The 21,739-nt window shown below is 41.1% G+C and carries 23 protein-coding genes; 14 read left to right on the plus strand and 9 right to left on the minus strand.

Annotation, left to right across the window (positions count from 1 at the left end; all coding sequences use genetic code 11):
- The first annotated feature begins 95 nt into the window (after positions 1 to 95).
- From KA531_00785 to KA531_00805, 5 genes are read left to right on the plus strand one after another with little or no spacing between them, the layout of a single operon-like run.
- The gene (locus tag KA531_00785; protein ID MBP6005427.1) at positions 96 to 653 is read left to right on the plus strand and encodes a restriction endonuclease subunit S; all 558 of its coding nucleotides are present in this window, start codon (positions 96 to 98) and stop codon (positions 651 to 653) included.
- Complete coding sequence (locus KA531_00790; GenBank protein MBP6005428.1) at positions 646 to 3,771, plus strand: type I restriction endonuclease subunit R; 3,126 nt, start codon at positions 646 to 648, stop codon at positions 3,769 to 3,771. Before KA531_00785 ends, KA531_00790 begins: the two co-directional genes overlap by 8 nt.
- Before the next feature lie 24 nt (positions 3,772 to 3,795).
- Complete coding sequence (locus KA531_00795; protein MBP6005429.1) at positions 3,796 to 4,098, plus strand: DUF2087 domain-containing protein; 303 nt, start codon at positions 3,796 to 3,798, stop codon at positions 4,096 to 4,098.
- The gene (locus KA531_00800) at positions 4,067 to 5,398 is read left to right on the plus strand and encodes a hypothetical protein (GenBank protein MBP6005430.1); all 1,332 of its coding nucleotides are present in this window, start codon (positions 4,067 to 4,069) and stop codon (positions 5,396 to 5,398) included. Before KA531_00795 ends, KA531_00800 begins: the two co-directional genes overlap by 32 nt.
- A complete protein-coding gene (locus KA531_00805; protein MBP6005431.1) occupies positions 5,398 to 5,751 on the plus strand; it encodes a hypothetical protein in 354 nt (117 codons plus the stop codon). Before KA531_00800 ends, KA531_00805 begins: the two co-directional genes overlap by 1 nt.
- A gap of 119 nt (positions 5,752 to 5,870) precedes the next feature.
- Here KA531_00805 and KA531_00810 read toward each other — a convergent pair whose 3' ends face one another.
- Positions 5,871 to 6,332, minus strand: a complete 462-nt coding sequence (locus KA531_00810; protein MBP6005432.1) for an NUDIX domain-containing protein — start codon at positions 6,330 to 6,332, stop codon at positions 5,871 to 5,873.
- A 687-nt stretch (positions 6,333 to 7,019) separates the two neighbouring features.
- Here KA531_00810 and KA531_00815 point away from each other — a divergent pair.
- Positions 7,020 to 7,415 (plus strand): nucleoside 2-deoxyribosyltransferase, encoded by a 396-nt coding sequence (locus KA531_00815; protein ID MBP6005433.1) that lies wholly within the window; start codon positions 7,020 to 7,022, stop codon positions 7,413 to 7,415.
- 294 nt (positions 7,416 to 7,709) lie between these two features.
- Here the strand turns inward: KA531_00815 and msrA are convergent, their stop codons facing one another.
- Both msrA and msrB read right to left on the minus strand, forming a co-directional pair.
- Positions 7,710 to 8,201 carry a peptide-methionine (S)-S-oxide reductase MsrA gene (gene msrA, locus KA531_00820; protein ID MBP6005434.1) on the minus strand — a complete coding sequence of 164 codons (492 nt, stop codon included), beginning with the start codon at positions 8,199 to 8,201 and terminating at the stop codon, positions 7,710 to 7,712.
- Positions 8,198 to 8,581 (minus strand): peptide-methionine (R)-S-oxide reductase MsrB, encoded by a 384-nt coding sequence (gene msrB, locus KA531_00825; protein MBP6005435.1) that lies wholly within the window; start codon positions 8,579 to 8,581, stop codon positions 8,198 to 8,200. Before msrB ends, msrA begins: the two co-directional genes overlap by 4 nt.
- 97 nt (positions 8,582 to 8,678) lie before the next feature.
- Here msrB and cadA point away from each other — a divergent pair, with 97 nt between their 5' ends.
- Both cadA and KA531_00835 read left to right on the plus strand, forming a co-directional pair.
- Entirely contained in the window at positions 8,679 to 10,529 is a 1,851-nt protein-coding gene (gene cadA, locus KA531_00830; GenBank protein ID MBP6005436.1) for a cadmium-translocating P-type ATPase, read from the plus strand.
- A gap of 95 nt (positions 10,530 to 10,624) precedes the next feature.
- Positions 10,625 to 11,374 carry a tryptophan-rich sensory protein gene (locus tag KA531_00835; GenBank protein ID MBP6005437.1) on the plus strand — a complete coding sequence of 250 codons (750 nt, stop codon included), beginning with the start codon at positions 10,625 to 10,627 and terminating at the stop codon, positions 11,372 to 11,374.
- A gap of 107 nt (positions 11,375 to 11,481) precedes the next feature.
- On the opposite strand, the gene KA531_00840 is transcribed toward KA531_00835, so the two are convergent.
- Complete coding sequence (locus KA531_00840) at positions 11,482 to 11,979, minus strand: NUDIX domain-containing protein (GenBank protein MBP6005438.1); 498 nt, start codon at positions 11,977 to 11,979, stop codon at positions 11,482 to 11,484.
- A gap of 184 nt (positions 11,980 to 12,163) precedes the next feature.
- On the opposite strand from KA531_00840, the gene KA531_00845 reads away from it, so the two are divergent.
- Positions 12,164 to 12,625 carry a VOC family protein gene (locus tag KA531_00845; protein MBP6005439.1) on the plus strand — a complete coding sequence of 154 codons (462 nt, stop codon included), beginning with the start codon at positions 12,164 to 12,166 and terminating at the stop codon, positions 12,623 to 12,625.
- Between the two features lie 53 nt (positions 12,626 to 12,678).
- Complete coding sequence (locus tag KA531_00850) at positions 12,679 to 13,035, plus strand: UBP-type zinc finger domain-containing protein (GenBank protein MBP6005440.1); 357 nt, start codon at positions 12,679 to 12,681, stop codon at positions 13,033 to 13,035.
- Between the two features lie 197 nt (positions 13,036 to 13,232).
- Here KA531_00850 and KA531_00855 read toward each other — a convergent pair whose 3' ends face one another.
- Together KA531_00855 and KA531_00860 are read right to left on the minus strand one after the other, a co-directional pair.
- Positions 13,233 to 13,970, minus strand: coding sequence for a hypothetical protein (locus KA531_00855; protein MBP6005441.1), 738 nt, complete (start codon positions 13,968 to 13,970; stop codon positions 13,233 to 13,235).
- 112 nt (positions 13,971 to 14,082) lie between these two features.
- Positions 14,083 to 14,514 (minus strand): DUF1801 domain-containing protein, encoded by a 432-nt coding sequence (locus KA531_00860; protein MBP6005442.1) that lies wholly within the window; start codon positions 14,512 to 14,514, stop codon positions 14,083 to 14,085.
- Positions 14,515 to 14,690: 176 nt separating this feature from the next.
- On the opposite strand from KA531_00860, the gene KA531_00865 reads away from it, so the two are divergent.
- Both KA531_00865 and KA531_00870 read left to right on the plus strand, forming a co-directional pair.
- Entirely contained in the window at positions 14,691 to 15,230 is a 540-nt protein-coding gene (locus KA531_00865) for a DUF1697 domain-containing protein (protein MBP6005443.1), read from the plus strand.
- 16 nt (positions 15,231 to 15,246) lie between these two features.
- On the plus strand, positions 15,247 to 15,780 hold the full coding sequence (locus KA531_00870) for a hypothetical protein (GenBank protein MBP6005444.1): 534 nt from the start codon (positions 15,247 to 15,249) through the stop codon (positions 15,778 to 15,780).
- Between the two features lie 99 nt (positions 15,781 to 15,879).
- On the opposite strand, the gene KA531_00875 is transcribed toward KA531_00870, so the two are convergent.
- A complete protein-coding gene (locus KA531_00875) occupies positions 15,880 to 17,085 on the minus strand; it encodes a DEAD/DEAH box helicase (protein MBP6005445.1) in 1,206 nt (401 codons plus the stop codon).
- A 697-nt stretch (positions 17,086 to 17,782) separates the two neighbouring features.
- Between KA531_00875 and KA531_00880 the strand changes: the two genes are divergently transcribed.
- Both KA531_00880 and KA531_00885 read left to right on the plus strand, forming a co-directional pair.
- Positions 17,783 to 18,076: a hypothetical protein gene (locus tag KA531_00880; GenBank protein ID MBP6005446.1), complete on the plus strand. Its 294-nt coding sequence runs from the start codon at positions 17,783 to 17,785 to the stop codon at positions 18,074 to 18,076.
- Positions 18,077 to 18,225: 149 nt separating this feature from the next.
- Positions 18,226 to 18,516: an integrase core domain-containing protein gene (locus KA531_00885; protein MBP6005447.1), complete on the plus strand. Its 291-nt coding sequence runs from the start codon at positions 18,226 to 18,228 to the stop codon at positions 18,514 to 18,516.
- Positions 18,517 to 18,680: 164 nt separating this feature from the next.
- Here KA531_00885 and aspS read toward each other — a convergent pair whose 3' ends face one another.
- Both aspS and KA531_00895 read right to left on the minus strand, forming a co-directional pair.
- The gene (gene aspS, locus KA531_00890) at positions 18,681 to 20,435 is read right to left on the minus strand and encodes an aspartate--tRNA ligase (GenBank protein ID MBP6005448.1); all 1,755 of its coding nucleotides are present in this window, start codon (positions 20,433 to 20,435) and stop codon (positions 18,681 to 18,683) included.
- 159 nt (positions 20,436 to 20,594) lie between these two features.
- Positions 20,595 to 21,542, minus strand: a complete 948-nt coding sequence (locus KA531_00895) for a hypothetical protein (protein ID MBP6005449.1) — start codon at positions 21,540 to 21,542, stop codon at positions 20,595 to 20,597.
- Positions 21,543 to 21,739: the final 197 nt, after the last annotated feature.

Genomic DNA, 21,739 nt, shown 5'->3' on the forward strand with positions numbered 1-21,739 from the left:
GCTAGAAGGAAGCAGTACGAATATTATCGTAGTCAACTTTTGACATTTGATGATTCGAGAGAGAGAGAGTCAGATGGCTAGAATTAGGGGAATGTATCGACAAGAATACTGGAGGAGGTACTCCCTCAAAGGCAGTCTCTGCATATTGGAACGGCGATATACCTTGGGCTTCAGTAGGCGATCTAAATGTAGAGGGAAATATGATTAGCACCACAAGAAACTTCATAACTACAGAGGGCTTAAACAATAGCTCAACTAGTCTGATTCCTAAAGGGGATGTGATTGTGGCTGTTAAGATTTCTCCCGGCAAAATGAAAATTGCTAATACTGATTTAGCCATCAATCAAGATTTACGAGGGCTATCTTTAAAGCCTTTTTTGAATAGCAAATTCCTGACTTATTATTTTCAAACAATAAATATCATTGGCAATGGCACGATAGTCAAAGGAATTACTGTGGATGCATTGAATCGTGTTAAAGTTCCTGTTCCGTCTATCGAAGAGCAAAATCGAATCGTAGACATTCTTGATAAGTTCGACAATCTCCTTCATGGAATAAGTTCGGGTCTGCCAGCTGAACTATCTGCTCGCCGCAAGCAATACGACTATTACCAAACCAAATTACTGACATTTAGGAGGCTACAGCGTGAGTAAGTATAGTATGGTGGCAGAAAATTCCAACAGCACTGTTGTAGGTGAATTTACTCCTGCAAAAACCCGTGCGACCAATTACCAGAGTGAAGCGGATTTAGAAAAAGCATTTGTAGAGTTATTACAGGCTCAAGCCTATGACTACCTACCTATTACCAGTTCGTCCGACCTCACAGATAATCTACGAACTCAGCTGGAGAAGCTTAACAGCTACCAGTTTAGTGATAGTGAATGGAAGCAGTTCTTTTATGAACATATCGCTAACCCGAACAGCAACATTGAAACCAAAACGGCAACAATTCAGGAAGATCATGTCAAGAATCTGTACGACGAACACGGTCAATTCAAGCGCAATATCTATCTTATAGACAAGAAAAACATTCACAATAATAGCCTCCAAGTGATTAACCAATACGAAGTGGACGGTGCAAGGTCTAACCGCTATGATGTCACGATTCTCGTGAACGGCTTGCCACTTGTACATGCTGAACTGAAGCGTCGAGGCGTGGCTCTGCAAGAAGCCTTCAATCAAATTAACCGTTATCAACGTGATAGTTTCTGGGCGGATAGTGGGCTATACGAATATGTACAGCTATTTGTTATTAGCAACGGAACGTACACAAAATACTACAGCAATACTACACGGTTCCAGCACATTAAAGAGGCCAGCGAGACTCGTGCTAAACGAACAAAGAAAACCAGCAACAGCTTTGAGTTTACGAGCTGGTGGGCAGATGCAAATAACAAGCCTATTTTTGATCTTATGGACTTTGGTCAAACATTCTTTGCAAAGCACGCGATCTTAAACGTCCTAACAAAATACTGCGTGTTTACCAGCGACCGATTACTGCTTGCAATGCGACCCTACCAGATCGTTGCAACTGAGCGAATATTGAATCGGGTTGAAGTTTCAACGAACTATAAAAAACTAGGCACAATCGAAGCTGGCGGATACATTTGGCATACCACTGGATCGGGCAAAACGTTGACTAGCTTCAAGACGGCTCAACTTGCCAGTAAATTGTCATCCGTTGATAAAGTACTATTCGTTGTCGACCGTAAAGATCTCGACTATCAAACCATGAAGGAGTATGACAAGTTTGAGAAAGGCGCGGCTAATAGCAATACGAGCACTGCCAAACTTACCAAACAACTTGAAAACGACAATGCTCGAATCATAATCACAACCATTCAAAAACTAGATAAGTTCATAAAGAAGAACGAAGGACACAAAGTATTTGATGGTCACGTCATAATCATCTTTGATGAGTGTCACCGATCACAGTTCGGTGATATGCACCATGCAATCACAACCAGCTTCAAAAACTACCACCTCTTTGGTTTTACGGGTACCCCTATCTTTGCTAAAAACTCTTCTAGCGGTGGTCGTGTTGATCTCAAAACGACCGAACAGGCTTTTGGCGAAAAGCTACACACATACACAATAGTCGATGCTATTACTGACAAAAACGTATTGCCTTTTCGCATTGACTACATCCGAACCATAAAAGAGGCTGACGATGTCGATGACTCACAGGTACGTGACATTGACCGCGAAAAAGCACTGGCTGCACCCGAACGCATCTCAAATGTCACACAATATATTCGTGATCACTTTGATCAAAAGACTAAGCGCAACAGTAAGCCGTACGCATTCATCGCTTTAGCAAACGTCCATGAAGCCGCATCGGCAAAAGACCGTTCGGCCGTTGAAGAAATCAAGCAAAAGATTCGACTAAGCGGGTTTAACTCCATATTTGCCGTCAGCTCTATCGATGTTGCAAAGCTGTACTATACAGAGTTCAACAAGCAACAAGAAGATGTACCAGAGTTAAAGAAATTAAAGATAGCCACAATATTCAGTTACGGTGCTAATGAAGTCGATGATGAAATGGATGGGCTCGAGGACGAAAACTCCGACAATACAGATGGTCTAGATAAAAACTCACGCGACTTCCTCGAAGCTGCGATAAAAGACTACAACAAAATGTTCGGGACTAACTACGATACATCATCCGATAAGTTCCAGAATTATTACAAAGATGTCAGTTTGCGCATGAAGAACCGCGAGATTGATCTACTCATCGTAGTGAACATGTTCCTGACAGGCTTCGATGCCACAACTTTAAATACACTCTGGGTAGACAAGAACTTGCGAATGCATGGACTACTCCAGGCCTATTCACGAACCAACCGAATTTTAAATTCAATTAAGACATTCGGCAACATTGTTACTTTCCGTAACCTAGAGAAGGCCACCAATGACTCTCTGTCACTCTTTGGCGATAAAGAAGCTAGCGGAATCGTACTACTCAAGTCATTCCGTGAGTATTACGACGGTTATGAAGCTGAAGGTAAGCAGGTACGCGGATATGCCGAGCTTGTTAATGAGTTGATTGAACGATTCCCAGTTGGCCAGCCTATAATCGGTGAGCAGAATAAAAAGGATTTCATTAAACTCTATGGTGCAATCCTAAAGGTGCGCAACATTCTCTCTACATTCGATGACTTTACGGGTAACGAGATCCTATCAGAGCGTGATGTACAGGATTACCACAGTATGTACATTAACTTTTACGATGAGTTCCGAAAAGTTGAAGAGAGCGACAAAGAAAATATCAATGATGACATCGTCTTTGAGATGGAGCTTATCAAACAAGTCGAGATAAATATTGATTACATCCTTGAACTCATCCGCAAATATCATGCAAGTAACCAAGAGGACAAAGAACTACTTGTTGATATTAACAAAGCAATCGATTCAAGCATTGAGCTTCGGAACAAGAAGGAGCTTATCGAACAATTCATCAGCAGTATTAATGCTGACTCATCTGTTGATGATGACTGGCAGTCATTTGTGAATTCCAAGAAGATAGAAGAGCTTGATCGAATTATCTCTGAGGAAAATCTTGACCGTGACGAAACCTACAAGTTTATTGAAAGTGCATTCCGTGACGGCGGTGTACAAACGAGTGGTACTGCTATCACAAAAATCATGCCCCCTGTCTCTCGTTTCAGCCCAGACCAAAGCCGTGGCAAGAAGCGAGAAACAGTGTTAGATAAATTAGCCTCATTCTTCAATAAGTTCTTCGACATTTCAAACGGAAAGCTCCAAGCCTGAAACTGCCGAGAGGGTCATAGCAATATGAGTAGTGAGCAACTTTCTCGTTTTTTAGATACTGATGGCAAGGTTAAGATTTGGCCGACCAAGCAAGCACATAAAGAGATTGTTCTCGAATACCTGTCTAGCAAGTTCGATGCAAGCAATACTTATACAGAAAAAGACGTAAACGAAATACTAAAGACTTGGCATACGTTTACTGACTGGCCGTTATTACGCAGAGAATTGATTGACAGGGGTTATATGGCACGGGACCGAGGCGGATATAAGTATTGGAAAATTAAGGCTAACAAAAATGGCATACAAGCCGAAACCGCCCATAGTTGAGCCGGGTGACGGTGATGATAAAAAACGACACAGAGCTTTTTTAGACATACCACTTAAAGGTGCTGGGCAACTACGCAATAAGTCACGTTGGGATTATAGCTCGTATCACTTTATGTATGGTCCCAGTGCGTATGACCCAAAAGGCTACTACCTATTTGGTGCTTTAAACGAGGTTGAAAAAGCTGGTATTAGTATGATGCAAGTGTCAGAGTTTATTATCGAGAGCCGAGCCAACGACGTGCCTGACGGATTAGACGACGAGCAGCAACGGATAGCTGATAATGTGCTGCAATCCCGAATTGATGAGTTTGTTTTGTGGCAGCGTAAAATGACTGAAATTATAGTTGATTTGGTTGGCTTTCGAGGCACAAACTCAAAAGAATACTATCAGCATTACCTGATATTACAGGAGCTTGCGTCGTTGCATCGTACACAAGCCGACATAAAAGAATACTATGGTGCTGTAAATGAAAACTATGCCTATCAAGAAGCCGACCTTGTAAAACAAGCTGACCAGCTCGCAGCAAAGCTAGACCCTAATAAGTGTTGGTATGCCATTGTGAAAAATGGTCGTATCACGCATAGATTGCGTTCGTTTGAGGACAAGTTCAAGGCAGTATTTCCAAAAATGAAAGTTGCTCAACGTGCAGTAATGCGGACACACTACGTCTCTTTTGGTAGCCAAAGTAAGTCATTACACCCAGGTAGCTCGGCTGGCGACAGGAACTTAAAGCTAGATGACGTTGATGCACATTTGCACCGTGTTGGCTTACTCACACTGCACGTCGTAAATGCCGCAAAGGACCTAATGCGAATACACAATACTAAAGGTTTCTTAAAGATGTGTGCCGACCTGGTAAAGAAGAACGATTACCCAGTTGAGCTGCACACCAAAAAGACACGTCCTGATATTGAGGTTGGCGACTTTGTAATTGCTGGCGGCGACCTGTGCCAAGTAGTAAAAGTCATTAGGAGTAAATACGGTTATAGGTCATTCCGTGTTAAGTATTTGGAAAAACCGCCGTTACCCTCAACGCCAGAGGACGAGTTTATTGGTGAGTTGGTGCGACTTTACTACAAGCGGAAACCACTCGTCGAGCAAGTAAAGAAACTACTATCCGAGGACGGTGCAAAAGAACCGCTAACCAGACAAGTAAACGTAGCAGCTAGACAAACCATTTTAGACTTTTGGGCGAATATGGGCGGTAAAGAGTTTGCTTACGGCAAAAAGGACCAGGGTTATCAAAAAATGGGCGAATATCTTGAACAGCAAAAATCAAAGTGTAGAGGTAAAAAGTGATGGGTAAAGAGATTGACGGCTCGCAATCTGCTTTTGACGAGCTAAAGGCTTTTACCGATAACTATTATGCTGGCAAGATGCCAAAAAAGAATGTTTTCAAAGAGGGTTATAGGCAGCTATTTAGCCGTGGAATAAAGCTACGACAAGATGACGGAGTAGACCCAAAGATGACCCTAAGCGTTCCAAAGGTCGGTAATATGCTTGTTATTGGTATCAGATATAAAAAAGATAACGGTCGCAATACAGAGGACCACTTTATTTTTCGTCCTAACACTAACATTTATAACTGCAAGGGTAAGGAGCTGGATAAGATTTACCCTGAATATACTGGCTCGCATACTCTGCAACTTTGACAAAAATGCTTGCTCATTCTACCCCCATAAATACGGCATTCATACGGCGGAGTGTATTTTGTGAGAAATAAAGGGGACTACCCCCCGCCTATCATTAAGTAAAATGTGTGGCATAGAGACTAGTCGGCTGGTTCAACTAGATATTCAGAGTAATTTACACCTTGAGCTATATCAGTTAACACTCGCCTTACAAAGGGCAGCATATTTTCAGGCAAATCTTTGATATCAAACCAAGACAAATCGTCACACTTTTCAGGTTCAGCATTTATGATTTTTCCCTGCCACTCTCTTAGTTCATAGAATAAATCTATTCGCTCCTGACCGACTTGATTACGACTTAGTCGGTGTGCAACGTGTACAAACCTTAAATTAGCAGGGTCTATATCTATACCTGCCTCTTCTTTTGCCTCACGCACCATCGCTGTAGTACCTAGCTCATCGCCATCAAGATGACCAGCAACTAAGCCATATTTTCCGTCTTGATAACCAGTATTTGCACGTCTAAGTAGTAGCACCTCGTCGCCTCGTCTTAATACTAGATACACTGCTGGAATTAGTTTAAATCTTTCTTTTGTTGTCATGCAGTAAAGTATAGCACAGTTAGGGTTTGCCGAACGACAGTGCAAGGCTAGGTTCATACTTCTCAACAGCAGCTGCTAAATCCTCAAATTCGTAATCCTCAAAGTTATTGCTGGCAGTTCGTAGAGTTTCCACTAGACGGAGCCAATTTGAAGATTGGACACATGAAAAGACCGTTTCGAACGGTCTTTTTAATTTCCACCCCAGTAAATCTCCGTCATGAGTTAAGTTCTGAAGTGCACTATCTACATTGTCTATTCGCCTACGTAGTACACGTTGTCCCCCTCCCCAAATCACAAACACCCTATCTATTCTCTAAGTCTGGTTGGCTTCTCTCTGCTAGCTAACTGAGGTACATAGTCTGATGAACTCATTTTAAGTGAGGTATGAATACGTTTATGATTGTAGTAATAGATAGTAAGAGTAATACCCCCATAAACCCCTTAGGGTATTTGTCATCCAATGATAAAGCAAAAGAAGATAACCAACCACTCCTCAAGCCAAGGCAAAACAAGTGTTAAATGCATTAAGATAGCTGCTCATTGAGTGGAGGGCTTTGCAGGTTTTACGATTTTAAGTCATTTTAAACATGGGATTGTTGATGACCGAATCTCTAATCAACAACCAAAATACTTCCTGTTTTCTGGTATGCTTATACGACTATATTGAATCTTTGCTACAATACTAAAGTGAAGATTTATGTAACATCACGATTCAAGGGCTCGTCTGAGAGTAGAGACGAAATTGAAAAACTTTGTTCTGCTGTAAGAGATGCTGGGATGGAAGATTTTCATTTTATCCGCGACGTAGAGCATTATCAGTCCAATTTTTTTAAAAGCCAAGATGAATTATGGGCTGCGGCTCTTCAATATTTAATCGGATGTGATGCTCTTTTAATAGACATTAGTGATGCACCTAGTGGAGGTCGCTTAGTTGAAGCTGGAATGGCATATTCGTTAAACAAACCAATCTATGTGATTGTAAAAAATGGTGTTGTATACAAAGATCTTTATAATGGCATAGCAACTTCAATACTAAAATACGATGAGGTTGCTGACATTACAAAGCAACTTAAATTTTCCTGAAGCGAATCCATGTGCTTAGTCACCTGTTCATTATATTGGATCCAGGATAGTCATCTTTCGACATTTCGAGGCTAGACCTTGCATTTTCATATCTGTTAGCTCGGTCAATTTCGAGGTTAGACCTCGAAACATCAATTAGAACAAATAACCCTGATAATAGCCCTCCAGCCACCAACTCAAACGTCTTCACCCCCTCTGCGGTGCACTTACCACCGAATGCAAGGCCTGCCAATTATTAATGAATCTCAGTGAACTTATAATCCTCAATAAAAATCTACTCAGACTATCAATCTGCTAATGCAATGGTTCTTCTGATCGAAGGTAATGACAACTATATCCGCCGGGGTTCTTCTGCAAATAGTCTTGATGGTACTGTTCAGCCTGATAAAAAATACCAAGTGGCTCAAGTGTTGTCTGGACTGGCTTCGGATAGAGACCAGAATTGTTGACGGCCTCTATCACCTTCTTAGCAAGTTGCTTTTCTTGCTCACTAGCATAAAAAATCGCCGAACGGTAACTAGTCCCAGTATCATTTCCTTGTTGATTCTTAGTCGTAGGATCATGAATTCTAAAAAAATAATCTAGTAATTGATCTCTATTAGTTATCTTCGGGTCATATTTGATCCTGACGGCCTCTGCATGACCTGGGTGGTTATTATAATCTGGATTATTGTTTTGCCCACCAGTATAACCTACTTCCGTATCCACTACGCCTGGCTGATTACGGATCAAATCCTCTATACCCCAAAAACAACCGCCCGCCAAAACAAGCTCCTCTGTCTTCATGACTTCTTCCCTTCTCTCGGATCAAAATCAAGCGCTAATGAATTGATACAATAACGCATCCCAGTAGTCTCTTCAGGTCCATCAGGAAATAAATGCCCCAGATGACCACCACACTTCGCGCAAGTCACCTCCGTCCTCTTCATGCCATAAGAGGTGTCTTCTACTTCCCTGATTGCACCACTGATTGCCTGATCAAAACTTGGCCAACCCGATCCTGAATCAAATTTTGCACTAGAGTCAAACAAGATTGCATCACAACCAACACAATGATAGCTGCCATCAGCTTTGTTATTCAGTAACTTACCGCTAAATGGAGCTTCGGTACCCCTGTCCAACAGAATTGCCTTCTGCTCTGCACTTAGTTTATATTGCCCTGTCATCTAATAAGATTATATCGACTTTTGTTTTATCTTGCTACATAAGATAAAATTAAATTTAGCTTCCAGCAATGGACAATCAAGAAATAAGGAGTTTATTATGAAGAAAGTTATCAATTTTAGCAAAGAATACCCATTCGTAGCTGGAGTAGTAATAATAATCCTACTAGCAATCATCCTTGACCTTACTGGCTTCATCGATCAGGCAAACTTATTACTCGGAAGTTTCTCTATATTGATGGCATTACGGCTCAGCATCGATATGGTTAAGTCACTTCGTGAAGGACGCTATGGGATAGATATCCTAGCAGTAGTAGCGATCATTAGTACTGTAGTAGTCAATGAATACTGGGCATCAATTGTAATAGTCTTGATGATGACTGGCGGTGAAGCCCTGGAAGATTACGCCTCTAGTAGAGCCCAAAAAGAGCTCAATGCCTTGCTCGACAGAGCTCCCAAAACCGCCCATTTGGTTATTGGTGATAAATTCAAAACTGTAGCACTTTCTACTATTAATCCTGGAGATACTCTACTAGTCAAGCCAGGTGAAGTTGTTCCAGTCGATGCGATATTACTAGATCAATCAGCGGAATTCGACGAATCCTCCCTGACCGGTGAGAGCCTGCCTGTCGAACATCAAAAAGGAGAAGAGCTCCTCAGTGGTTCAATCAATGGTGGTGAGGCAATCAAAATCGAAGCGCTCAGATCTTCAAAGCAGAGCCAGTACCAACAAATCATTGAGCTAGTCAAATCAGCAACTGGCACCGAAGCTCCCTTCGTCAGGCTGGCTGATCGCTATGCTGTACCTTTCACTCTTGTCTCATTTACTATTGCCGGAATAGCTTGGATCATCTCGGGTGATGCATTAAGATTTGCACAGGTATTAGTAGTAGCTACTCCCTGCCCTCTTCTCCTTGGTGCACCAATCGCTCTAGTATCTGGTATGAGTCGAGCTGCCAAACATGGAATCATTGTCAAAAGTGGCTCAATATTAGAGCGTCTTGCTACCATCAAAAGTGTGGCCTTTGACAAAACTGGTACTCTGACCAGCGGTGAACCAGTAGTAAGTAAGATTAGTCCTCAGCCAGGGTTTCAGGATCAAGATATTTTACTCTATGCTGCTAGCGCCGAGCAACAATCTGCTCATATCCTAGCACGCGCATTAGTTAAAGAAGCAACAAATCAAAAACTTGCCCTGGTCTCACCCAAAAAACTTCAAGAGACTACTGCCCATGGTATATCAGCAATCATCGAGGGTAAGAAAATTCTGATCGGCAAACAAAGCTTTTTAGACAGCCATCATATTGATCTGTCCAATCAAATCAATCAGGCCGGTGAGACTATTGTCTATCTGGCTATTGATCAACAATTCGCAGGAACAATTGCCTTTCGGGACGAAATTCGACCTGAAACCAAGCAAACTTTGAAGGATATACAATCTCTTGGCATAAATAATACCCTGATGTTGACTGGCGACAATCAAGCTACTGCCAAACGGATAGCTAGGGAAGTCGGGATTACTGACTTCCAGGCTGATTGCTTACCTATTGACAAGGTAAATTCGATCAAAAGTGCTCCAGTCCATCCGATCATGATGGTTGGTGATGGTGTCAACGATGCACCTGTCCTAGCCGCAGCAGATGTTGGTCTAGCGATGGGAGCTCGTGGCTCAACAGCAGCCAGCGAGACTGCTGATGTCGTAGTTCTGGTCGATGATTTATCCAGAAGTTACCAAGCAATTCGGATCGCCAAAGACACTATGCAGATCGCAACTCAAAGTATCTGGATCGGTATCGCCATCAGTGTGGGGTTAATGCTAGTCGCTTCTACCGGAGTCTTGCCTGCCGTGGTTGGCGCTGGACTTCAGGAGCTAGTTGATGTTACAGTGATGATAAATGCCCTGAGAGCACATGGGTCTTGGTCAACCCAAAATGTCAATCATGATGATTAAAATTAACAAACAGAGGAGGCAAAATCAAACAACTAATTAAAGTCTTAACAAAAACCCCGGTATCAGCTTATAGCCTAGCCTTAAGCTACTGCATTATGTTGATAGTCAACGGCCTAGCTGGCTCAACAACCTTCATTAATCATCGGAATACCGCCGATGTATCCAATGCCAATCTAACCCTCTTCACGCCGGCTGGTTTGACATTTGCCATCTGGGGAATAATCTACCTACTACTTGGAGTATACATCTTGTTTGCACTTGGCGTCATTAAGTTGCCCAAAGTCAAGCCAACCTCTGTGGTCTACCAAAAGATCAATGGGCTACTCACAATCTCTTCAATCATTAATATATTATGGTTATTATCCTGGCAATTCGAAGTATTCTGGCTAACAATAGTCCTAATGATCCTACTCTTGTTGACCCTGATTAGGATACATACACTAGTTTTTGACCTGAAACTAAATACTCAGAAATCCCTTATACTTCGCATGCCCTTCAGTATTTATTTTGGCTGGATTAGTATAGCAACTGTAGCAAATATCTCTACGGCAATCGTAGCTTGGGACTGGGCAATGTTTGATAATAATCAAGCAATATGGATGATCGTCACAACCATTACTGCGACTCTTATTGGGCTAACCGTTGGCATTAACAGACAAGACCCTTGGTACTTGCTTGTATATGTCTGGGCTTATTTGGGTATAATCATCAGACATCTTAATAATGCTCCTGAAGGATTTGATCAGCAATACCCAGAAATAATCATAGCAGTTAGCATAATGCTTGTGATTATCCTGGCAGTAATCACAAAATTAATTTTCAAGAGACATAAACCCAAGAAGTAATCCATTAGCCTGATTTCTCAAAACTATATATGGCTAGATAATTCTTAATAAAACTTGATCAAATAGTGTAATTAGTCCATCAACCCAACGACCTTAGGGCTTAAATTCTATGGCCAAATTGATTTTTGGGCAAACAACCAGCTGTAGATCTGACATGTTGAACCCAAGACCTGACCTTCCCTATTCATCTTACCCAATCTCTCTTGATCTACCCACTCAAACTCTTGAGACTCTCCTATATCAGGTCGAATCTGATCAGTATAACTCTTTAGGGCATAGCTCATATCAATATGCCGATGTGAGCCATCAGGGGGAAGATCATGCACTTCATAATGAAAAGGAATTGGTAGAGTCTTATGACCCTTGCTAACCACCCTTGGTTGATCTGGCTGCAATAATAACTGACACTTCTGAATTATTAAGCCGGCTTCCTCCAAAAGCTCATGGCTCAAAGCTTGCCAGGGATCCTCATTAAGCTCAATGTGCCCCCCAACTTGCATTAGTTTACCAAGTTTTTTATGTTTGACTAGCAAAACTTTCGCTTGATTTGGATGCAAGATAAATACACTAATAGTATAATCATATTCTTTGTGGATATGTGGCATATTGGAAATTATATACCAAGCTAATAATCCCTCCAAAATCCACGATTCGAGGTCAGACCTCGTCAATTTTGATCTGTTGCACTACCCAAATTCAAGGTTAGACCTCGAAAATACTAGATGGCTATTTTGATAGTCTTCTTGATGATAAGATATTGATATAGACCAATTAATAATAAGGAGAAAAATGACAAAAGAAATTGTTCCAAATCTATGGTTTGATGGAAAAGCCAAAGAGGCTGCTGAATACTATATATCGGTATTCCCGAATAGCAAGATTCTATCAATCGAGTATTACCCGAATAGTACAGAGGATGGCTTGGCTGAATTTCAATTGGAGTTAGCCGGACAACCCTTGGTAGTAGAATTTGAATTAAATAATCAACACTTTACTGCAATCAATGCCGGCCCTGAATTTAAATTTAGCGAAGCAATATCCTTTGCCGTGTTTTGTAAAGATCAGGAAGAAATAGATTACTACTGGAGTAAATTATCTACAGTGCCAGAAGCAGAACAATGTGGCTGGTGTAAAGACAAGTATGGTCTAAGCTGGCAAATCGTACCTGAGAATATTAATCAGCTTATGAAAAAACCGGATGCCTATAGTAAGATGATGGGGATGAGAAAGTTGATTATTGCAGAATTTTAGGAGCCCTTACCAAGCCCCTAGCACAGTACCCCTCTAGCTGTTAGAATAAAATAATGAATCAATATAATCTCTCCAACCCAACTCCAGCACCCAGTGGTGATGGCTGTAAAGACTGCCTATCTAGTGACGGCTGGTGGGTACACCTTCGTCGTTGTCTAGAGTGTGGTCAGATTGGTTGCTGTAATAGCTCACCAAGTCAACATGCAAAAAAACATTGGCAAGAATCAGGGCACAAGCTGATTATGACTTACGAGCCGGAACAAGCTTGGTTTTATGACTGGTCAAATGAACAAATGGTCAATCCACCATCAGAAAAAATAACTCCCCCTTTGAGTCACCCCATCGATCAATCTGCACCTGGCCCAGAATACCGCGTACCAGACAATTGGGAAGGCTTTCTCAATTATTAGACTGATCATTATTGAAGCTTACTTTGATCATCAACCCAATAACTGAGTTGCTTTCATTCTCTATAGGGGCTTTACTATCACCAAAATATCAAAAATTGATTTATGGGCAAAAATTACATCATATGCCCACTACAAGATAGTGGTCGACTTATTTTCTTAGTTTACCACTTTTACCGAGCTAATAATTCATTTATTTATTACTTCCGTTCCTCTAGTAGATGCTCACGACATTGATATAAATACTGGGTTATTCTCTTATATAATTCATCTTCTCTCTCTAAACTTATGCGCTTCAGATTTCCCCAAAGTGGTTCACCTCCACGTAGGTATGCAACCATCTGGTTATAGAAAAATGCTGCGTTGTACGACTCGAGCCCACATGGGATATTCCCACCTCCTATAATCTGTATAATATTAGCTTCATCACGTTCAGGGCTTTCACCTTTCAAGAAAATAACTTCCCTATCTCTACTGCTTAATATCTCATTAATAGTATCTGGTGTTGGTATACCAGTAATCACATCTTGTCCGATTCGATTACAGCCTATCTCCACCCCCATTTCTTCAAGTGCAGGTCTTACTCTCCCAGCCACAACAATATCCCTATATGGCAATGCGGGCACTTCTAAACATGGCCTCATGCTCTCTACTCCAATTACTAAGCCTCTAGGAGAAACTCTGATAACAACTTCCTTAATAGGATCACCAGTAGCAACACCCCATACTTGATACTCTCCTGGAGGTATCTTCTTAAAATCTTCGGGATTAACTAAATAGGAAACTAAAGCAGGCCGAATTTCTTTAGAACTCTCATAAGGCGATATTGGAGGTATCAGTCTAACATCTTTAGGTAAATCTGTTATATACTCAACACCCCCAATCTCAACCTTTCTTAAGTCCCAACTTCTCGCACATTCTTCAGACGGATTATCCATGCTGCCCACTTCCTGTATCAAAACTTCCCCCTTAGCAAGTTAATGTTTGTAATCTATAAAAACATAGTAGTTTTACAATAACATGGATATCATATTATTGTAATATTATATACTAACCAAAAAGTAGCTTACCTGATTGATAATGTGCATCCAACCCTTCCAACATCTCAGCCAAGTTCGTCAAATCCAAGTCCCCAAATCTCTTAAATCTAATGCAACTCTTCCCTACGCTAACCTTGCCAAGTCTATCCGCATAGCGCTCTGCAACATATTTGCCATCTATTACTGCACAGGCATATATCGCCATATAATTCTTTTGATTGGCCAAACCAATGATGGGCCATTCTCCTGGGGTTTTCATACTTCTGCTTTGATAGCTCATCATCCCATACCCCAAACCTGCTCCACCCCCCATGCCTTGATAAAGCGTCGGCTTACAATGTGGCGCATATTTTCGAATTAATTTATCAGCTTCACGCAAGTCCAACTCTCGCTCTCCAGCTTTCTTAAAATATTCTTCTATAGTGCTAGCCTCAATCTTCATATACCTAGCTTACTACAAAACATGACTAATTAAAATCATCCATAGTGGCATTACGAGGTTAGACCTCGTCAATTTTAATCTGTTCGGATAGTGCAAATCGAGGTCAGACCTCGATTTTTGACTAGTGAAGTTGGGGAGCAATCTAAAATGCTTGATTTGATATATAATGTATTCATATGAAATTTATTACATTGCTACGTGGGATCAATGTCGGTGGTAAGAATAAAGTAGCAATGCCTGAGCTACGACAATGTCTTGAAAATGCAGGATTTGACAATGTAGTGACCTATATAAATTCTGGCAATATCATCTTTGAATCAAACGAAACCAACCTAGAAAAACTAACTAATATCATCGAATTATCTATAAAAGATCGTTTTGACCTACAAATTCCCTGTTTGGTTATCCAGGCAGACGAACTAATAACCACCCTTGTCCAGGCACCAGAATGGTGGGATAAGGAAGGTGGCAAACATAATGCCATATTTGTAATGGCCCCAATGGATGCCAAAACAATAGTTGAAACAATTGGTGAGATAAAACCAACCTATGAAAGGGTTGCGATATCTGGTCGGATAATATTCTGGTCAGCTCCTCTTGAGACCTTTAGCAAGACCAGATACTCAAAAATTGTTAAGTCAAACTACTACCAGTATATTACCATCCGAAACTCCAAGACGACCAAGAAACTCTCCCAAATTTGTCAATCTAATTAATTAACCTAGGAGAAATATGCCTCACGACAACCAAAATTCAACCCCAACAGACAATCTAGCCTTACCAAAAAGACCATGGACAGATTGGATACCCTTACTGATAGTCATAGCCTACATTGCAGGACTTAGTCTAATAACTGCTCAATTAACATCCATCAATATTGCCAACCTAATGAATTACATGATGGGTTATTTCTTTATAATATTCTCATTATTCAAACTAATTGATTTGCCAGGCTTTGCCATGGGTTATAGTAAATATGATCTAATCAGCAAGCAATGGTACAATTGGGGCTATATCGCACCCTTTATCGAACTGTCCCTGGGGGTTTGGTATATCTTATGGCCTAATAGTATTATCCTAAACTTGGTTACTCTACTCTACTCTCTGATTATTGTTATCGGAGTCAGTAAGAAGCTAGCTAAACGAGAAATTTTTATCTGTGCTTGTCTCGGTACAGTCCTAAAGGTACCCCTGACAAAAGTTAGCTTGATTGAATACTTGATTATGGCTATCATGGCTAGCTACATGCTAATTAGCTTAATATAGCTAGAAATATTAGCCTCTATCATACCTGTTTTCAATAATTATTAGTTTTTTTCTGCAAAGGCGCACCCCGCAAAACCTCCAAAACTAATGTTGGAAATACTATTGCTTGTTGTTTTCAATAAAAGTTAGCGCGTAACCAATTCTACCTGCCCTGCCAGTTCTACCAATACGATGAACATAATTATCATAAGTTTGGGGCAATGAATAATTGATCACATGAGAAATATCAGAAACATCAAGCCCCCTAGCTGCTACATCAGTAGCGACCAAAACCTTGACCTCACTACGCTTGAACCGGTGAAGAACTTTTTGACGTTGAGACTGGTTGCGGCCTCCATGAATAGCATCCGCCAAGAATCCCCTACTCGCCAATTCCTTCGAGAGAGACTCGACACCACGTTGAGTGTCTTCAAATATTATCGTCTTCGTCGTGGTTTCTTTGACCAAGACAGCGTGTAGCATATCAAGCTTATTATCAGATCTGTGACTGATGATATTTTGCTCAATATTACTACTCGTGTCTCCAGATTTTACAGAAATATGGACGGGATTATTTGAGAATTTCTCTATAATGCCTTGCACCCTCTGGTCCAAAGTAGCTGAGAAATATAGATTCTGCCGTCGTGGATCAGTGTGAGACAAGATTAGTGATATATCTTTGACAAAACCCATGTCCAGCATCCTATCGACTTCGTCCAGAACTACCATATTACAATCATTAAGCCTAAGTGATTTGCGCTCCAGATGATCTTTGACTCTACCTGGTGTGCCAATAATTATCCTGGGGTTGCGGCGTAAATCTCGAAGCTGCAAACCTATTGGCATTCCGCCTATTAGCAAAGCGCTATCCAGTTGACTCGTTTTGCCAATCTCTCTACAAGCCTGCTCTATCTGCTCTGCCAATTCTCTTGTCGGTGCAATAATTACAGCCTTTGATCTGGAGTCATTGAGCAATCTATGGATTACGGGAATAGCAAAAGCTGCTGTTTTACCCGTACCAGTATTGGCAATACCAATCACATCCTTGCCTATCAAAGCTGGAGGTATTGCTTGGTCTTGAATTGCGGTTGGGATCTTGTAGCCCATATTCTTAAGATTTGTATTGACCCTTGGATTCAATTTGAAATCATCAAAATAATGCGTTGGCTGGTAAGCCTGAACTACACTAGGTCTTGCCTGACGAATAAATTTTGAGGGGTCTATATAATCTTTTTTTGGTCCTCGTTTTGATCGCCGTTGACGAGATGAGCTGAAAACTTTACCCTGACTCTTGCGAGCAGAATAGTGAGAAGATTTTTGATACATGATAATAAATCCTTACATGATTAGATAATAATTAGTCGATTGTCTACAATGAAAATCGACCCAATCCTCGTATGTCTGGATTCATTAGAAACAATATTAATGATTATATCACAATACTTTAGATTTTTCTAATTTTTATATCCCTTACAGGGAATTGATACTAAATCAGATCTGAGAAATTTCTGAACCTAGAATAATTCTAAAAAGAGGGGGGCCTCGAAGAAATCTTCGAGGCCCCCCTGTTCTGACTAGCGACGTTTTCTCATCACTAGCCAGAATATTACTACTGTAGGCATTACGGCAATTGCCGTAATGCCTACTAAGCTGTATATAAGCGAGGAATCCACGATACCTCCTTTCGCCTGTGGATCTTAATCCTATCATAACTAGAACAATCCTGATATAGCCCCGTAATCATCCAGCACCTTTGCAACATAAATGGTAGGCGTCCTAAAAGGAGCCTACCATGGCTTATTCTAACAACCCTAACCTACCTAAAGCTAGAGTAGTTGCTATGCAATTACTCTTCAAAGAGCAACTACCCTTGTTGGTTGTTGCTAACAAGTGTGGTGTACACCGTAGTACTGTCTACCGTTGGTAGCGTAAATAGAGCGAGCTCAATAAGCACGTCCAACTCACCAACGACAATCGTCCAAACAGAATACAACCCTCACCAAGTAGTACCTTCCGATTAGCAGTGTGTATATGGCGTATTCCTACCCTAACCTCCAGACCTCCTACCAACCCAACTGCCGTCAGTGAAGAGCTGAGACAACTAGTGCTTACTGTAAGAGCACAACTGAAGCGCTGTGCCGAGGTAGTCTGGCATCACCTTGTAACGGTATTGTCTGTTTCAGTAGTGTCAGACGTATCCTATGGAGGTCTGGGGTTGCTCGAGGACGAACTAACTGTATCCGTAGAGATAATCCTAGAAGGCCACACCCCACCAGACCTGGAGAACTTGTACAAACAGACACTATTCACCATCTAGACCCAAGAACAGGTAGACGGCTGTATTGCTACACTGTCATTGATCTATTCACTAGAATGACTCATGTTGCATTAGCACCCAAACTCAGACAAGGACTAGCTGTTCAGGCTATACTGCAAGCCCAAGCTGTCTGAGGCTTTCCCATTGTCATGGTTCAAGCCGACAACGGACCAGAGTACCAAAGATACTTCGAACAGCAAATGAAGCGAGTAAATATCACTACCAGACACCGTAGACTACACCGACCCAATGACAATGCACATATTGAGAGATTTAACCGAACAGTCCAGACAGAATGCATTGGTTACTATTGGAACAGGAGCGTTTCGCTCCCGTCCCAGCAAATCAAGTTAACTGCTTGGCTTGCATACTACAACACCAGGAGAGTACACTTAGGAATACAGTTACTGACACCTATACAGATGTTGCAAAGGTCTTGAGTTGTTTACGTAGCCCCTAGCACCTTAATCCAATAATACTTCAAGATCCCTATCAAAAAATTTCTAAGATCAATCTAGGCAGACTCTTGAATCCGAGCCATCCATATCAGTCACATATCGTGCTACTGAACCGTGAAAAATCAATTTCCGTGACTATTTTTGCTCTAGCTATCTAGCCCTAGCCTCACAGAAAGCTCTTGAAGCTGCCCATCATCGACTTGACTTGGGCTACTCATCATCAAATCCACTCCTGAGCCATTTTTCGGAAAAGCAATAACCTCTCTAATATTGTCCTCCCCCATCAACTCCATAAACATCCGATCAATTCCAAAAGCACACCCTGCATGCGGTGGAGCACCGTATTTGAAAGCACCAATCATTGCTCCAAATTTACTATCAACATATTCTCGTGAATGGCCAAGCACCTCAAAAGCCCTGTACATTGATTCCGGATGATAATTACGAACACCACCTGAGCAAATCTCATAACCATTCATCACCATATCATATTGATCAGCCAAGATCGCTAGCTTATCTTCTCTGTCAAAATCCTGAGGACCATTAAGTGGCATAGTAAATGGATTGTGTCCAAAATCCAGCTTACCTGTAGTAGGATCGATCTCATAAAATGGAAAATCAACTATCCAGGCTAGTGCCAAAATATTTGGATCTTTTAGGTTTAGATCTGCGCCAAGCTTATTGCGCAAAGTCCCCAGCACCTGATTGACTTTAGGTTTATCACCAACACCAAAGAAAATTGTATCCCCCTCTTCTGCCTCGGTAATTTGAACAATTGATTCAAGCTCTTGATCGGTGAAGAATTTGGCTATTGAAGAGACAGCAGTACCGTATTCGACTTTGAGATATGGCAATCCTCCAGCTCCATTGAGTTTTACAAAATCAGTTAAGCTATCCAGGTCTGATCGACTAAAGCTACTTGGCGCAACGATTGCCTTGACCACGCCTCCAGATTTAATTGCATTGGCAAATACGCCAAATTCCGTACTAATCAAAATTTCTGACAAATCCACCAACTCCATCTCAAAACGCAAATCTGGCTTATCACTGCCATATCTATCTAGTGCTTCAGTATAGCTAAGTCTTGGTATCTTATCCGTTTTCAAGCTTTTGCCAGCAAAATTGCTTACCAAGTCAACGATCAACGGTTCGATAAGCTTGCGAACCTCTTCACCATTTTCGACAAAAGACATTTCCATATCTAGCTGATAGAATTCACCGTACAGTCTATCAGCCCTGGGATCCTCATCACGAAAACAAGTAGCCATTTGATAATACCTAGGTACACCAGCAGTCATCAATAGTTGCTTGAACTGCTGTGGGGCTTGAGGCAAAGCATAAAACTTACCAGGATGTAGCCTAGATGGCACTAGAAAATCTCTCGCACCCTCAGGACTGGAATTTGCCAATACTGGTGTAGTAATCTCTACAAAGTCTTTGGATCTCATAAAGTCTCTGATCTGATTAAAATATTCCGAACGCTTGACGAGCATCTTCTGCATCTTCTCACGCCTTAGATCAAGATAGCGATACTTCAATCTCAATTCTTCATTGACCGTCTGGGTTTCGTTGATTGGGAAAGGTAGGGCTTCTGATTTATTAAGCACTACCAAATCATCCAATATAATCTCAATTCTGCCCGTTGTAAGATTTGGGTTAATTAGACCTTCTGCCCTATCAACTACCTTCCCAACAGCTCTGATTACAAATTCATCTCGCAAACTTTCTGCAAGTTCAAAATGCTTATGATCAGCATTGATTGTCAATTGAACTATCCCTGTATGATCTCGCAAATCGACAAAAATTAGACCCCCATGGTCTCGACGTGAATTAACCCAACCCTCTACCTTTACGGTTTTTCCTACCTGATCTATTGTTGTATTTGCTAGTATCCTTTGCATAGCTGCTATTATAACATGCAAAGACCAAGATTTTGATGATTTTATTGCCATCGACGGAAACTCACCGCCTCCAAGAATTCGAGGTCTAACCTCGAATTCACAGACCTCAACAGATCAAAACCATCGAGGTCTAACCTCGAAATGTTAGTTTTAATATTACTAGATATGATACTTGGTAGATAGACGTTCTGGATCAATATCCAGCATAGACCTATCCCAGTTAGCCAAGTTGGCGACTATATTGTAGGTCTGACTAAAAAAATCTAGAATCATTGACTGAGGGTTATTGCTTGCTCGAACTAGTTCATAGGGGAGGATCCATTCACCTATAGATTTATCGAAATATCCAACATCTAATCTGTAATCTGTAATTCCATCTGGTGCTGGAGAGCCGTAACTATAAAAGCTACCTTCAGTAGATCCGCCTGACCAAAAACCTACCGAAAAATTCTCTCTAAATTCTGCCTCTTGGAGTACCCAAACTGGCAGATTTGGTATAGTTGATTTACTGGAGACTAAAGCTGCTCTGCCAGAGTAACGGATCTGTGACAAATCCATAGAACCCCAAAACAACTGGACTGGACTAGATTTACCAGCAAACCCTGCTCGCCAATACTCAAGAACCTGACTAATGCCAAGACACTGATGCCAATACTTGCTAACTGAATCTTTATCATACTCTCTTACCTCTGTATCCTTAGAAAAATCTATAGCGGGATCTACTTCATTCGGCCTGGTACTAATATTTGGCTCGATGCCCAAATCCTTTAATGCTCTAAATACCTCAGTATAAAAATCAGCCACAGACATGCTCCTTAATTCAATAGTCTTGACATCTGACTGATGACTACGGATTACAAGTAGATGATTGGAGAGATCAAATTCTATATCAAAATATATTGATCCTGAATACATGAGGCTTGTTCTGAGTCCTAGTGCGCTTACCCTGAATCCAATATTCCACCAATGATTGAGTAGGGAGCTTGAGGCCATCTGAATTTTGCCAACTACTTGCAACCATCGATGCAACCCTTCCCTAGTATCTTGCCAATCATCGCTAACCAACTTTGGCCAATTCAGATCGTCCAAATCGGTACCTAGTATCATAATATTTCCTCCTGTAATTATTTTGGTTACCTTAATTCTATACGATATGCCCTATTTTTCCAATCAGCACAACTTCAAGGTCTAACCTCGAAATAGACTACTGCAACAGATCAAAATTGACGAGGTCTGACCTTGAAATAAGGTTTTTAAAGCTCTTAAGCTTGCTAAATTCTGATTTATTGACGACAATATTGTTT

The organism is Candidatus Saccharibacteria bacterium (assembly GCA_017983775.1).
In the GTDB taxonomy this organism is placed as follows: domain Bacteria; phylum Patescibacteriota; class Saccharimonadia; order JAGOAT01; family JAGOAT01; genus JAGOAT01.